Annotated in this window: 15 protein-coding genes and 1 tRNA gene; 10 read left to right on the top strand and 6 right to left on the bottom strand. The window is 36.0% G+C overall.

Annotation, left to right across the window (positions count from 1 at the left end; genetic code table 11):
• Positions 1-101 precede the first annotated feature (101 nt).
• From CZ809_RS08555 to wecA, 6 genes are all read left to right on the top strand, one after another.
• On the top strand, positions 102-1,109 hold the full coding sequence (locus CZ809_RS08555; RefSeq protein ID WP_158258900.1) for a sugar-transfer associated ATP-grasp domain-containing protein: 1,008 nt from the start codon (positions 102-104) through the stop codon (positions 1,107-1,109).
• Positions 1,110-1,800: 691 nt separating this feature from the next.
• Positions 1,801-2,673 carry an ATP-grasp fold amidoligase family protein gene (locus CZ809_RS08550; protein ID WP_080157036.1) on the top strand — a complete coding sequence of 291 codons (873 nt, stop codon included), beginning with the start codon at positions 1,801-1,803 and terminating at the stop codon, positions 2,671-2,673.
• Positions 2,673-3,680: an NAD-dependent epimerase gene (locus tag CZ809_RS08545; protein WP_080157034.1), complete on the top strand. Its 1,008-nt coding sequence runs from the start codon at positions 2,673-2,675 to the stop codon at positions 3,678-3,680. The genes CZ809_RS08550 and CZ809_RS08545 overlap by 1 nt, the downstream gene beginning before the upstream one ends.
• A gap of 4 nt (positions 3,681-3,684) precedes the next feature.
• On the top strand, positions 3,685-4,797 hold the full coding sequence (locus CZ809_RS08540) for a glycosyltransferase family 4 protein (RefSeq protein WP_080157032.1): 1,113 nt from the start codon (positions 3,685-3,687) through the stop codon (positions 4,795-4,797).
• A 10-nt stretch (positions 4,798-4,807) separates the two neighbouring features.
• Complete coding sequence (locus CZ809_RS08535) at positions 4,808-5,974, top strand: nucleotide sugar dehydrogenase (protein WP_080157031.1); 1,167 nt, start codon at positions 4,808-4,810, stop codon at positions 5,972-5,974.
• Positions 5,975-6,127: 153 nt separating this feature from the next.
• Complete coding sequence (gene wecA / locus CZ809_RS08530) at positions 6,128-7,207, top strand: UDP-N-acetylglucosamine--undecaprenyl-phosphate N-acetylglucosaminephosphotransferase (protein WP_080157029.1); 1,080 nt, start codon at positions 6,128-6,130, stop codon at positions 7,205-7,207.
• Positions 7,208-7,292: 85 nt separating this feature from the next.
• Here the strand turns inward: wecA and CZ809_RS08525 are convergent, their stop codons facing one another.
• The 3 genes from CZ809_RS08525 to CZ809_RS08515 form a co-directional block, all read right to left on the bottom strand.
• Entirely contained in the window at positions 7,293-7,973 is a 681-nt protein-coding gene (locus tag CZ809_RS08525) for a haloacid dehalogenase type II (RefSeq protein ID WP_080157027.1), read from the bottom strand.
• A 360-nt stretch (positions 7,974-8,333) separates the two neighbouring features.
• Positions 8,334-8,409 (bottom strand) — tRNA-Arg (locus CZ809_RS08520).
• A 134-nt stretch (positions 8,410-8,543) separates the two neighbouring features.
• Complete coding sequence (locus tag CZ809_RS08515; protein ID WP_080157026.1) at positions 8,544-9,680, bottom strand: flagella assembly protein FlgT; 1,137 nt, start codon at positions 9,678-9,680, stop codon at positions 8,544-8,546.
• A 147-nt stretch (positions 9,681-9,827) separates the two neighbouring features.
• On the opposite strand from CZ809_RS08515, the gene CZ809_RS08510 reads away from it, so the two are divergent.
• Both CZ809_RS08510 and CZ809_RS08505 read left to right on the top strand, forming a co-directional pair.
• Positions 9,828-10,463 carry a FlgO family outer membrane protein gene (locus tag CZ809_RS08510; RefSeq protein WP_080157024.1) on the top strand — a complete coding sequence of 212 codons (636 nt, stop codon included), beginning with the start codon at positions 9,828-9,830 and terminating at the stop codon, positions 10,461-10,463.
• A gap of 11 nt (positions 10,464-10,474) precedes the next feature.
• Positions 10,475-10,921, top strand: coding sequence for an LPP20 family lipoprotein (locus CZ809_RS08505; protein ID WP_080157022.1), 447 nt, complete (start codon positions 10,475-10,477; stop codon positions 10,919-10,921).
• A gap of 3 nt (positions 10,922-10,924) precedes the next feature.
• On the opposite strand, the gene CZ809_RS08500 is transcribed toward CZ809_RS08505, so the two are convergent.
• From CZ809_RS08500 to flgA, 3 genes are all read right to left on the bottom strand, one after another.
• Complete coding sequence (locus tag CZ809_RS08500; RefSeq protein ID WP_080157021.1) at positions 10,925-11,353, bottom strand: flagella synthesis protein FlgN; 429 nt, start codon at positions 11,351-11,353, stop codon at positions 10,925-10,927.
• A 72-nt stretch (positions 11,354-11,425) separates the two neighbouring features.
• Positions 11,426-11,734, bottom strand: coding sequence for a flagellar biosynthesis anti-sigma factor FlgM (gene flgM / locus CZ809_RS08495; protein ID WP_080157019.1), 309 nt, complete (start codon positions 11,732-11,734; stop codon positions 11,426-11,428).
• A 140-nt stretch (positions 11,735-11,874) separates the two neighbouring features.
• Positions 11,875-12,582 carry a flagellar basal body P-ring formation chaperone FlgA gene (gene flgA, locus CZ809_RS08490; protein WP_080157017.1) on the bottom strand — a complete coding sequence of 236 codons (708 nt, stop codon included), beginning with the start codon at positions 12,580-12,582 and terminating at the stop codon, positions 11,875-11,877.
• 119 nt (positions 12,583-12,701) lie between these two features.
• On the opposite strand from flgA, the gene CZ809_RS08485 reads away from it, so the two are divergent.
• Positions 12,702-13,646, top strand: coding sequence for a chemotaxis protein (locus CZ809_RS08485; protein ID WP_080157016.1), 945 nt, complete (start codon positions 12,702-12,704; stop codon positions 13,644-13,646).
• Between the two features lie 49 nt (positions 13,647-13,695).
• Entirely contained in the window at positions 13,696-14,523 is an 828-nt protein-coding gene (locus CZ809_RS08480; protein ID WP_080157014.1) for a CheR family methyltransferase, read from the top strand.
• Positions 14,524-14,721 lie beyond the last annotated feature (198 nt).

Here is a 14,721-nt window from a genome sequence, read left to right as displayed (position 1 = left end):
GTCGTTTGCTTTGATAGTCCACCTATCGAGCATTTTATGAAATGAATTTAAATATAATTTCTATTCATTATTGTTATAAGTTGTATAAGGTTTCACTAGATATGAAAGATAGTAATGTTCGTCGTTTAGCTTATTCTGTTTTAGCCAATGCTAAATACGTTAAGTATGGTATAAAAAATCCAGAATCGTTAAAGTGTAAAAACTTACTTAGCCCAATTACAGGACGCTTCTGGAACCATCGATACCAATCCGTATGTGGTATTGAATCAGATAAATATTTATCTGAACCTTATTTTTATAATAAAGTTGAATCTAAGGTTAATGATTTCAGCCTTAATGATTTTCTTGATCATAAAGGTTATATATCAAATATATTAAATAGCCATACAGTACCTGATATAGCTAATTGTATTTCAGGCACTATTTATAATAGCAAGAGTGAAGTAATTAAATTTGATGATTTAGTTATATTATTGGAGCATGAATCAGCGGATAATGAATTTGTAATTAAACGCAGTATTGGTACTGGTGGTGGAAAGAGTGTTGAGATTGGTAATACAAGCCACATTATTCCATTTTTAAAGTCTTATTTCGATAAAAAGTATGATTTTGTTGTTCAGCCGGTTATAAAACAGCATGATGATTTAGCTATTTTTAATCCATCATCGATTAATACTGTTAGAGTTATGACTTTTTCTTATCATGGCAATGTTTATCCCATTTCAACAGTACTAAGAATGGGAAATGGTGGTAGAGTCGATAATTCTTCATCTGGTGGCATATCTATTGGTGTTGATGAGACTGGAAAGTTACGCGATTTTGCAATTGATCATCATTTTAATAAATATGAACAACATCCAGGAACATTGATTAATTTCTCTGATGGTTATGTTATTCCTTATTTTAATGACTTATTAGAACTTGCTAAAGATAAGCATAAATGGCTAAAAAGCCATGGTATTATTTCGTGGGATTTGACCGTTGATAATAATGGTAATATGTCAATTATCGAATATAATGCAGGTTGGGGAGAAATTAACTTCCATCAAGCAAATAATGGTCCAATATTTAAAAATCATATTGAATATATAAAAAGTATTAATGGTTAATAGTTGATGTGGATAATATAATAAGTATTTATTATATATTTAGATCGTTCTTTTAATTTATTCAATGTTTTTAATATATTCAATGTTGTTAACGATTGATAATGTGGTTACCTATATCTGATTATAAAAAATGGAAGTATTTCATTTAATAGGTAGTCACTCTCTTCTCCTACGTTTATAATTGGAGGTGAAAGTTAGAATTAGTGTTTTAAGTTATACCACTCTTTTATGATTTAGAAGTAAATATGAAAATTGATAAATATTAGCTTATTAAAGCTATAATATTTTCTTTTATAAGAGTGTTTTTCTATTTAGTGATTTAAAGTGAAAAGATAATTGAAGTGCTAAATATTTATTAAAAAGTAGATGTTGATGTTAACAAAGCGGTAAGTTGTAGCGTTTAACCATAAATATGGTGACTAAAAATATTATCAATATCCGTAATGTCAATATAATTTTGATTAGCTATATTAAAGTCTGTGCTAATAAATGCTGTTTATTGAAGGACAGTAAGAGATAATATAGTTATGTTTCGTCTTATAGAATAGAAAATATTATCATAAATTAACTATACAATTTATGAATAAAACATCTTTCAACAATGGTAATTATTTATTGTTGAAATGACAGATATTCTATATTTATAAATCATATTAAGTAAATAAAATGTATTAATAAGTGAGGGTGTAACGTGGAAAGTCTAGAATTTAGATTGTTCTCCAAGATCATCTCTAAAATACCAATTAAAACAAGATTGCAAATCTTATTTTTTCGTAAATTTAAGCGATTTATTAATTTTGATAATCCTCGGACATATAACGAAAAAATTCAGTGTAAAAAGATTGCAGATCGCAGTGAATTATTAACAATTGGTGCTGATAAAATAAAAGCCAAAGATTTTGTTAAAGATATAGTTCCTGAATTATATCTACCAAAAATGCTTTGGGTGGGGGATTCTCCTGAGTCTCTTGATAATTTAGATTTATCAACATTACCTAAAGATTACGTATATAAAGCTAACCATACTAGCCAGACAATTGAAATTATTCGTCATGGTAATCATCTTCCTAAAACAAAGATGAAAGCGTTAGCAAAAGATTGGCTGAAAAAAGATCAATCAGGTGCATTAGGTGAGTGGGCATATGAAAATATTCCACCACGGGTGTTTATTGAAGAGTATTTAGAGTTTGATGGTCATGAGCCTGATGATTACAAATTATATGTATTCAACGGCAAAGTCGGTTTTATCCAGTTAGATTCTGGCCGATTTACCAGTATGACTCGTAATCTTTATGATGCTAATTGGGAGGAGCTTGGGTTTGAATATCATCATCCTCGTTGTCATCCAGCACCAGAAAAACCAGAATACATCGATGAAATGATCCGTATTGCAGAAAAAATTGGTCAACAATACGATTTTGTACGAGTCGACTTATATTTTTATGATGGAAAAATAACGTTTAGTGAGCTGACAATGTATTCAGCCTCCGGATTTTTAACGATGCCTGATGATTGGGACTTAAAAATCGGTGATCTATGGACTCAAGATTATAAGGTAAAATAATGAAATATTTAGTAACGGGCGCGGCCGGTTTTATTGGTGCAAAAGTAAGTGAAGAATTATTAAAAAAAGGTCATGACGTTGTTGGTATCGATATTATCAATGACTATTATGATGTAGCGTTAAAAGAAGCACGTTTAGCACCATTATTAGAAAATAATAAATTTGTTTTCAAGAAAATTGATATTGCTCATTCGCAAGATGTACTTGATTTATTTGCTGATGAAAAATTCGATCGCGTTGTTCACCTTGCCGCTCAAGCTGGTGTACGTTACTCGATTGAAAACCCAATGGCATATGCAGATAGTAACCTTGTTGGTCACCTTAATATTTTAGAAGGTTGCCGTCATAATAATGTTGGCCACCTTGTTTATGCATCATCAAGTTCTGTATACGGTCTTAATGCTAAAACACCATTTTCAACATCAGATACAGTAGATCATCCTGTATCTCTTTATGCAGCAACGAAAAAATCTAATGAGTTAATGGCGCATTCGTACTCTCACCTGTACAACATGCCAACAACTGGATTACGTTTCTTTACTGTGTATGGACCTTGTGGTCGCCCAGATATGGCTCCTTATATTTTCACTAAGAAAATTTTGGATGGCGAAACAATTGATATCAACAACAATGGTGATATGTGGCGCGACTTTACTTACATTGATGATATCGTTGAAGGTGTTATTCGTATCGCTGATGTTGTTCCTGCCCGTAATGATGATTGGACAGTTGAAGAAGGTACACCAGCATCAAGCTCTGCACCTTATAGCGTATATAACATTGGTCACGGTAGCCCAATTAACTTAATGGAATTTATTAAAGCCATTGAAACTGAATTAGGTATTGAAGCAACTAAAAACTTCCGAGGCATGCAACCTGGTGATGTATACCAAACTTATGCAGATACTCAAGATCTATTTAAAGTAACTGGCTATACCCCAAAAGTTGGTGTTAAAGAAGGCGTTGCGAACCTCGTTCGTTGGTATAAAGAATTTTATAATAAGTGATCCCATGGCAAAGATAGCTATATCAGCCAATACAAGTTGGTATTTATTTAACTTTAGAAAGAACACTATATTAGCGTTAATTGAAGCGGGTCATACTGTAGCTGCCATTTCTCCTCGAGATGATTATTCAGTGAAACTTGAACAATTAGGTGCTCGATTTATCCACATTGATATTGATCAAGGTGGCACAAATCCAATTAATGATGCTAAAACGTATTTTTCTTTTAATACTATTTTTAAAGCTGAAAAGTTTGATGTTGTATTAAACTTTACACCTAAAAATAATATTTATAGTACTGTGGCTGCGTCAAAAAATGGTACTAAAGTCATTAATAATATTGCTGGACTTGGCATTATTTTTATCAATGAAAATATGACGGCAAAAATTGCACGAGCTTTGTATAAGTTTAGTCAACGTCGAGCCAGTAAAATTTTCTTTCAAAATGAAGATGACCGCGGCTTATTCATTGATAACAAACTGGCAGATATTTCAAAGACGGATCGTTTACCTGGTTCTGGTGCCGACCTCTCACGCTTTGCAATATCACCAGCGGCTGATGATGGCGTTGTCACTTTCTTATTAGTGGCGCGTATGCTTTACGATAAAGGTATCGGTCATTATGTTGAAGCTGCTCGTGAACTAAAGCAACGTTATGGCGATAAAGTACAATTTAATTTACTTGGCTTTCTTGATGTAAATAACCCATCTGCTGTTTCAAAAGCTGAAATGCAAGTATGGGTTGATGAAGGCATTGTTAATTATCTTGGTTTCTCAGATACTGTTGAAGCTGAGATAGCAAAAGTAGATTGCATGGTGTTACCTTCTTTCTATCGTGAAGGTGTACCTAAGTCGTTACTTGAAGCGGGTGCAATGGGTAAACCTATTGTGACAACTGATAATGTTGGTTGTCGTGAAACGGTTGACCATGGAGTGAATGGTTATCTTTGTCAAACACGTTCTACGGCAAGTCTAGTGGAAATGCTGACTAAAATAATTGAACATACTCATCAAGAACGTCTTGAACTGGGATTAGCGAGTCGCAGAAAGATTGAAAGCGAATTCGATGAAAAAATCATAATCAATAAATACCTAACGGCTATTGAAAGTATTATCTAAGAGAGATTTCATGAAAATTACTATTGCAGGTACAGGCTACGTAGGTCTGTCAAATGCCATGTTATTGGCACAGAACAACGAAGTTATTGCTATCGATATTGTTGAAGAGAAAGTAAACCTTCTTAATAATAAAAAATCACCAATTGTTGATCGTGAAATTGAGTATTTCTTAGAAAACAAAGAACTTAACTTTGTTGCTACTTTAGATAAAGAGTTAGCATATAAAAATGCTGAATATGTCATTATCGCGACACCAACAGATTATGATTCCGTTCACAACTATTTTAATACTTCTTCAGTAGAAGCGGTCATTAAAGATGTTATGGCTATTAACCCTAATGCTGTGATGATTATCAAATCAACAGTGCCTGTGGGTTATACTAAAGAAGTTAAGGCAAAGTTTGGTTGTGAAAATATTATTTTCTCTCCTGAATTCTTGCGTGAAGGCCGTGCATTATACGATAACTTGTACCCATCACGAATCATTGTTGGTGAGCAAAGTGAACGTGCTAAAGTATTTGCTGAACTACTACAGCAAGGCGCGATCAAAGAAGACATTAATGTTCTATTTACTGATTCAACAGAAGCTGAAGCAGTTAAACTATTCTCAAACACTTATTTAGCAATGCGTGTGGCTTACTTTAATGAGCTAGATACTTATGCTGAAACACATGATTTGAATGCGCGTCAAATCATCGAAGGTGTAGGCTTAGACCCTCGTATTGGTAGTCATTACAATAACCCTTCATTTGGTTACGGCGGCTACTGCCTACCAAAAGATACTAAGCAGTTACGTGCTAACTACCAAGATGTGCCTAATAGTATTATTGGCGCTATTGTTGATGCAAATACAACTCGTAAAGACTTTATTGCTGACTCAATCATGAAGCGTAATCCAAAGCGTGTTGGCGTATATCGCTTAATCATGAAGTCAGGCTCTGATAATTTCCGTGCTTCAAGTATCCAAGGTATTATGAAGCGTATTAAAGCGAAAGGTATTGAAGTCGTTATTTATGAGCCAGTATTAACTGAAGATGAATTCTTCCACTCTCGCGTTATTAAAGATTTAAATCAATTTAAAAATGAGTGTGATGTTATTGTTTCTAATCGCATGGCTGAAGAATTGAATGATGTAGCTGATAAAGTATATACTAGAGATATCTTCCAAGAAGATTAATAACGGAGACCAATGAATTATTATATTTATATATAATTTATTGATCTATGATCGCAAAGAATAGAAAAAGTAGGAAAGTAATAGTTCACTATTATTATTCCTATTTTTTCTTTTTTATATGCGGAATGTATAAGATTTAAAAAAGTGTTTGTTATGTTTATTGGATATTGTTTTATCTTTATTTCATCACTGATTTTCTTGTTTGTGATGAGAGTAGTAGCCAAAAGAGTGGGTTTAGTTGATAAACCTAATGAACGAAAACATCATAAAGGTGCGATTCCTTTAATTGGTGGTATTTCTATATTTGCGGCCATATCTGTTACCTTTTTGTCATTTCTACCACATACCCGTGACTTATATTTATATTTAGGCTCTGCTTTAGTACTTATTATTCTTGGTGCATTCGATGATCGTTTAGATATTAGTTTCAAATTACGATTAATTGTCCAAGCTGCTATTTCTATCGCGATGATTGTAATTGGTGGCCATAGTCTTCATAACCTTGGCTTTCTAATGGGCAGTGAAACCATTCAATTATCGGTGTTCACTAGTTATATCATCACTATTGTTGGTGTGATTGGTGCGATTAATGCATTTAATATGGTCGATGGCATTGATGGCTTATTAGGCGGGTTAGCGGCGGTAACTATTGGCTCGATGGGGTTTGTTTTCTTTTTATCTGGCAATACGTATTTAGGGACCGTTTGTTGTTTAATTGTGACTGCGATTATCCCTTACATTATGCTTAACCTTGGTATTCCATTTGGCTCTAAAGCAAAAGTGTTTATGGGTGATGCTGGCAGTATGTTTATCGGCTTTACTGTTGTATGGTTACTGATAAAAGCAACCCAAGATCCTGAGCTATATGCTTTTAAACCTGTTACAGCGCTATGGTTAATTGCGATTCCATTAATGGATATGGCAACGATTATGATCCGTCGTATTCGTAAAGGTCAGTCACCATTTAAACCCGATCGTGAACATTTACATCATATTTTTCAACGTCTTGGGTTATCATCTCGTCAGACATTATTGACGATTTGTTCAATGGCATTAGTCTGTTCGATCATTGGTCTGTGGACTGATTATCTTGGTATTGCTGAGTCAACGATGTTTGTTGCTTTCTTAGTGATGTTTGTATGTTATTTCACTGCAATTAGTCATATTTTCCGTATTGTTGCCTTTGTGCGTAACACACTCAGTCTCAAGACGCATAAGTCTACGTCTAAATAATAATATACTGTTGTAAATACAAAAAAGGTCGAATAATCATTGATTACTCGGCCTTTTTTATATGCTTTTTAATAATAGTCTATTTTTACTCCGGTAAGCAACGAGCAATAATTTGTTCAGCTATATCATCCATCACGTTTGATTGAATATCTGGTTTTAAATACAGAGGATTGTATGGAGCACCGCCACGCTCAATATAAGCTGCTTTTAAACCGATAGCTAAAGCACCATGGGTATCCCAATCATGAGTAGCAACTAAACGAAGATTTTCTAATGGCTCTTCAAGAATATTAGCGGCATATTTATATACATTTGGATCGGGTTTAAAACTTCCTGTTTTTTCGACAGATATAATATCGTCAAAAAGATCAATTAAGCCAGCATTTTTAATTTGAGTAGTGAGAAAACTCAAGGATGAATTAGCAAAAGCAACGGTTTTAAAGCCGTTTGCACGCAATTTTTGCAATGAGGATTTCATATCTGCATGGGGTGGCAAGTTTGCAAAAGCACTTAATAGCTCATTACATTTTGATTCTGTTAATTGACAATGATAATAATCAGCTACTGATTCAAGCATAGCACTGGCTAATACAGTAAAGTTGGTGCTTACATTTGTGATAATACAGACTGTTGAAGTATGTAATAATCTTGAAAACCATAATGGTAAAGCATCTTGGCTACCAAAAGTCTCTTCAAATTTAGGCTTTAATGGTTCTAAATCTAGCGTTGTTTGAATTATATCAAAAAGAATAACTTCTTTGTTCATGTCAATTTCCATTACTATTTATAGCTAATATTATGTGTAATAAATAATTGTTAATTAGCTTTCTATATTCACTCTACTACGAAGATATAAGAGTAATAAGTTCTTAAATGACAATCAGATATTGCATATTAGTTACTCATTTAATAGCAGATAAAGTGTCTAAATAAATACACAAAAGACTAAAAATAAAAAAACATACATTTGTTGCATGAATATTTATGACTTATTTATATGTGACCTGAGTTATTAGATTCTGAATTAAAGAGGGAATGTTGAAATGTTGACTATAGAAGGTAACGATATATTGAATGATAATTTTTGATGTAAAAAAGTCAGCACAGAGGCTGACTTTTTAGAATATGGTGTCCCCTACAGGATTCGAACCTGTGTCTAAGACTTAGGAGGTCCTTGTTCTATCCAGCTGAACTAAGGGGACAAAGTAGTAAACTCTCGTTACTGATTAACACATTTAGATAATATATCTATTGGTTAATGTGACACTATTTATTTAAATCAAATAGGTCAGAGCGATAGTGTACACGAAAATCAACAGAGTTTAAGAAAATAGTGTTATTGATTCAACTGCTTGGTCAGTAAATCGCCAGGTTGAATGCTAGATGCCAGTTGTGGTTGATTAACACTAAGCTCTGCAGACTTTTCATAGACTCGATTAACGGTAAGTGTGATCGCTGTTTCAACCATACGGTTGCGTGGAATACCTTTCTGATCGATAAACCCTGCGCTGTGCCATAATTTAAGTTGATCACCGTTGTGAACCCCATGTACTCGACCAACATTGATTTGAGCGACGCCTTGATGGATATTAATTATTTCAGGCAGGCTAGCGCGGCATGAAAGGGCACTTTCAATATCTAACATCATATTTTGAGTGACGCGTTGAATACTTTGCCCATACGGTGATACCCAAAAACGTGCCGTTTTAGTATCAACATAACTTGTACGAGCAAAGGGCCATAAACCAATATCACGGTAACTATTTTGGTAGATTGTCTCACCTGTTTTACCGTCCATTATATTAAGAGTTAACGCAAATTGACGATTAATGGTGTTGGGTTGTAATAGATGATCATCAACGGTAGCGGAAATATCCGTGATCTCACCACTGACCAAATATTGTGCGTCATTATCTTCAGCTAACATCATCATCGCATCTGCATGGTTAGCACTAACAGGCACTTGGGTAACACCTGTTACTAAAAAACTTTGCGAACGTTGCTGAATATTTTTTTGTAAGACCTTTGAAAAATCATCCCCTAGCTGATAAATACTGCCCATCGCTGCTTGTTGTGGCTCCGCGAGTGAAAATTTCCCCAGTAATAATCCTTTCTTATATTGTACCTTGTGGCAACTTTTTGCCGATGGGTAAATATCTATTCTGGCTGTAACATACATTTTGCCGCCAGCATCTTTCTGTTCTAGCACGCTAATATGTCGAATTTCATTACCGCTAAAACGGTATTGTTGCCGATCTTCTTGCAAATAAGTTTTAAGCATCGGTAGGCTGGCAATCTCACCTCCCGTAAATGTCATTGCTTGAAAGACCGCATTTTCTAAGGCATTGACGCGTGCGGTCGCTTTACTTTCAAGAATGTTAGCTTCACCTGTCACCTGTACCCATTGGGCATGACTTGAGTGTGATACGAACAACCATAACGCACTTAAACAGAGTAATAATTTTTTATTCATAAAAGGCCAATTTAGGTATGTTTTTTGCTTTGATCAGGACATAACCACAACGGAATGCAAAGAGTGTTCCCAATTGGTGCTTCTCATTAAAGAAATTGTATTCGTGAACGATATATCCCTTATCACACGTAGCAAGAGTGACCAACAATGAACAAATTTATACTGGTGGTGTGTGCGCTACTATTAACAGCTTGTACAGGACCCCAAGTTTATAACGGTAAAGAGCCATTTTCTTCAGCGGGGTATTCGCTAACAACGACGCCTCGTCATACGGTCGATTATTTTGTTGAAGGACTCACAAATCAACTTATTGAGTCCAATCAATATTTAACAGCAAGTACGCCTTTGGCTGTGACGTCGTTTGTTGATCTGCAAGATATGGGGGTCACTAATTGGTTGGGTAATGTGGTTAGTGAAAATTTTATGTTTCAGATGCAGCAACGAGGATTTACGGTCGTTGATTACAAATCAACAGGGGTGATTAAAGTAACACGTAATGGTGATTTTAGTATTAGCCGTAATTGGCAAGAATTGTCAGCGCAACAGCCGGTTGATTATGTGCTAACGGGGACAATGTTACGTCAAAGCGGCGGTGTGCTTGTGAATGCAAGAATCATCGGAATGCGATCGCATGTTGTTATTGCCACGGCACAAGGCTTTTTACCTGCAGAGCGTATTGGGCGTGATTTGGATTTTATGAATAAGATTCAAATCCGTAATGGGGTGATTATTCGAACGGAACAACAACAGCCTACTACCAATAATATTGTGTTACGACCTTAAGGATAACCGTGATGACTAAATGGCTAATAATGGTGTTATTAATCTTAATATCTGGGTGCTCTTCTTCAAATAGTGGTACTCACCCGAATTTAACCAATAGTAATGAAAGAGTATTTGCCGTTGGTTACGCGTCAATTAGTGAGCAAAATGGGCGTACTCAAGAAGAAAAAAGTTTACGGGCAATGCGTGCATCAAAAGTGGATGCGTACCGTGAATTATCAGAACAAATTTATGGATTACGAATTTCAGCAACAACATCGTTATCAAATCAGCAACTAGGCCCTGAAAATACGAATGGTGCTGTTGATGGTATTATTCGAGGGGCCAAAGTGATCCGTAGTTATCCTGTAGGTGATAGCTATGTAACTGAAATGGAATTAAATTTAGGCTTAATGGAACGTATGAAGCAACACGGCGAAGTGTTTCATGTACCCAATAATCAACAAGTGATGTTTTAACTATTAGGCTTTAAGGTTGGTGCCTAATGAGCGAACATTCTGCGCCTTACCATCACAATTATAGGTCATCTGGTGGCGACCTCGACTTTGTTGAAATAGGTTATTGAGTTTATGAAAACTTAATTGCGCCCGTTGTAATACTTCGCCATTGATGTCATTACGTTGTTTACATAATGTCACGAGCTGTTGAATTTCTTCAACATGCTGACCGAGTAATGCATCGTCTTGTAATTGTTGCCGCTGTGAATGATGAGCAATAAGATAATCATGTTGTTGAATACTATTGATCAGTGTCAGTTTTTCTTTTGCAAATTGCTCTATTTCTAACGCTCGTCGATGAGCTATGGCTGTTTTTTCTTGGTTGAGTAATTCAGCAAGAGAGACCAAAGCCGTGTGTTGAAGCTCAAGCAATTGCTCAATAGTGTGTTTCATAACCAAGATCCTTACAGTGAATGCGCAATAATATTAGTCTATTAATAACATCAGTTCTTAATAATAACAGCATTAAAGATCGTTAAGTTCATCTTCAAACTTGATTATATTATTAGCGAGTTTGTCGGCATCAATAGTATAACTGCCATTAGCGATGGCTTGTTTTATTTCAGCAACTTTTGCGGCATCAAAACTGGTTTCTGCTGCTAATTGTTGATGAATTTGACCAACCGCTTTACCTTGAGAACTTAAAGATACCGCGTCGTGTTGAGGTTCAATCGCAGTGGTTGATGGCGTATTTGTTGTTGCCGTTTTGGTATGGTTAACCGTACGAGCTGTATTTAGTGGTTGCCCACCACGAAGATGATCAATGTTTGTCATAATGTAGTACCTGTCGATGCCAATAGCGTTATAGTCAATTATCGACGTATAGACTATAAACTTTAGCTTTTTTTGTTTACGAATACCAAAATATTATGACGTATTATTTTTGATTTTTAGCCGCCTATTGTCGGTTGTTGTTAATATTTTACCGAGACTTCTCCTACCGCTGTAATGACCCCATCAATGATTCGCTTTGATTTGCTATTTTGCACGCGAATCTCATCACCAATAGCCCCATCTGATAATGCTTTGCCGGTGGTAACTATGGCTAATCCTGTTTGCCCGGCTCGAATTAACACACTGTCATTGCGGCACACTAAGCAGATATCATTTGCTTGAATGACATCACCTGCTTTCACGGTACGTTTTACTTTTGAACCAATAATTTGTTGAGGATCATTAAAGCTGACACCACGTTGAAAGCGGCTTTCCACCATGGCAACTTTTACGTTAGCAGCACTGAGTAAAGCGCCACGGCCGAGGTGGGTGGTGGCGATCACTTGTGGCAGAGTCTGTTGAACATTAACCGGCACATAGAGCTGCCAATCTTCACTATTACACTGTACCAGTACCGTAACATTACCTGATAACGTTTGTTTACCCGGAGTGGTTGCTACTAGGGGACTTGAGCAGGTAGGAAACCGTAATCGAGAATCTAATGTTGCAGCGGTAATATTAACACTACCAAAATCAGATGGCGCTAACGAACGTTTTATATGCTCTGCTGCTGTTTGCTGAATAAGGCTTTGTTGTGAGATAGATGTGGCATGAACATTAATACTAAAGTTCAGCAATAGACTGCCGATAATAATGCAAATTAAGTTTAAATATCGATGAGTGATCACGGCGTTATGCTCTCTGTCGGTGGTAATCATGCGGTTATTAAGCGGCTTATCATAAGTAATTATTTGAAAAATTGCTTGTATTGGTGTTGTTAATATTTTCAGACAGGAAGCCCTTTCACATGTCAGGCATTTTAGATTCCGTTAATCAACGTACGCAGTTGGTAGGACAAAATCGATTAGAATTACTTACTTTTCGACTTAATCGGCGTCAGCGATATGGGATTAATGTCTTTAAAGTTAAAGAAGTTTTACAGTGTCCTAAGTTAACATCGATGCCGAATTTACATCCGTTTGTTAAAGGTATCGCTTATATTCGAGGACAAACAATATCAGTGATAGATATGAGCCTTGCCACAGGCGGACGACCTGTCGAAGATATCAGCAATTGTTTTATTATCATTTCTGAATTCAACCGCTCGGTGCAGGGCTTTTTAGTGTCAGCAGTTGAGCGAATTGTGAATATAAATTGGGAGGCGATTTTACCACCCCCAAAAGGCGCAGGACGAAATAATTACCTTACAGCCGTCACTGAAATTGATAATGAACTGGTAGAAATTCTTGATGTAGAAAAGATCCTTGATCAAATTTCACCTGTTGATACTCGGTTATCGAGCGAATTACTGAATGAAATTAGCTTAATAACACCAACCGTAAAAACGGTACTCGTTGCCGATGACTCCATGGTAGCGCGTAAGCAAGTGCAGCGTGCGATTGAATCTATCGGTTGTGATTGCATTTGTGTGAAAGACGGTAAAGAAGCCTTTAGAACATTACAAACCATGGCTGCAAAAGACAGTATTTATCAACAATTAGCTTTAGTGATATCAGATATTGAAATGCCTGAAATGGATGGTTATACCTTAACGGCTGCGATTCGTAATGATTCCGCGTTAAAAGATCTGCATGTTATTTTACATACTTCACTGAGTGGGGTCTTTAATCAGGCGATGGTTGAACGTGTGGGTGCTAATGCCTTTATTCCTAAATTTAATCCTGATGAGCTAGGTCGAGCAGTAAAAAATGCCATGACCACAGCGACTGCTGCTTGCGTTAGTTCTAAATAATAAATCTATTTAATATGCAATAAACGACAAAAACAAGAAAGAGTAATTGATGACAACATTAACGGTAAATGATCAAGACTATTATGACTTTTGTCATTTTCTTGAAGCACAGTGTGGCATTGTTTTGGGGGACAGTAAGCAATATTTAGTGCGAAGTCGTTTAAGTCCTCTCATTAAACGTTTTGGGTTGCCATCTTTGTCTGATTTATTGCAAGGCGCATTGAAAGGGCGTAATCGAGAATTACGGGTTGCAGTGATAGATGCAATGACAACGAATGAAACACTGTGGTTTCGTGATAGTTATCCTTTTACTGTTTTAGCCGATAAGATCTTACCTGAACTTGCAGCCAACAGAAGGCCATTAAAAATATGGTCAGCGGCAAGTTCGTCAGGACAAGAACCGTATTCAATGGCGATGACTATTTTAGAACAGCAATTGAAACGACCGGGGCTACTACCCAGCATTCAGATCACGGCGACTGATATTTCACAGACCATGCTTGATATGTGTCGTGAAGGAGTATATGACAACCTTGCGTTAAGTCGTGGTTTATCTGTTGAACGTCGAAGACTATTTTTTGAATCACATATTAGTGGTGGCATGCAAGTTAACCAACGCGTAAAACAGCTGGTTAATTTTCGGACTCAAAATTTAAAAGACAGCTACGTTCTATTGGGTAAATTTGACGTAATATTTTGCCGTAATGTACTCATTTACTTTTCACCTGAAACCAAAGTAAAAGTGTTAAATCAATTAGCAGCCAGTTTAAACCCTGGTGGTTACTTATTTCTGGGTGCTTCTGAATCATTAACCGGACTCTGCGATCGGTTTGAAATGGTACGTTGTAATCCCGGTATTATTTATAAATTAAAATAATAGCAAGAGCAGGTGATTTAGGGGCGAGGATTCAAGGTTTCTAGATTCGAGGTTTAAACTCGAACTGAAAAGATTGGTACTACATTGTTAGCTATCAAGCTTTTATTCTCGTCACCTGCTCTTCCTCGTAACTCGCTCCTTTCCTCTGCTTTCCCTATTTTTTCCTCCTCCCTTTTCCATCTTGGCATTGTCTTTGCT

Origin of the sequence: Photobacterium piscicola (genome assembly GCF_900166965.1) — a bacterium.
GTDB lineage: Bacteria > Pseudomonadota > Gammaproteobacteria > Enterobacterales > Vibrionaceae > Photobacterium > Photobacterium piscicola.
This window is presented reverse-complemented; position numbering and strand designations above follow the sequence as displayed.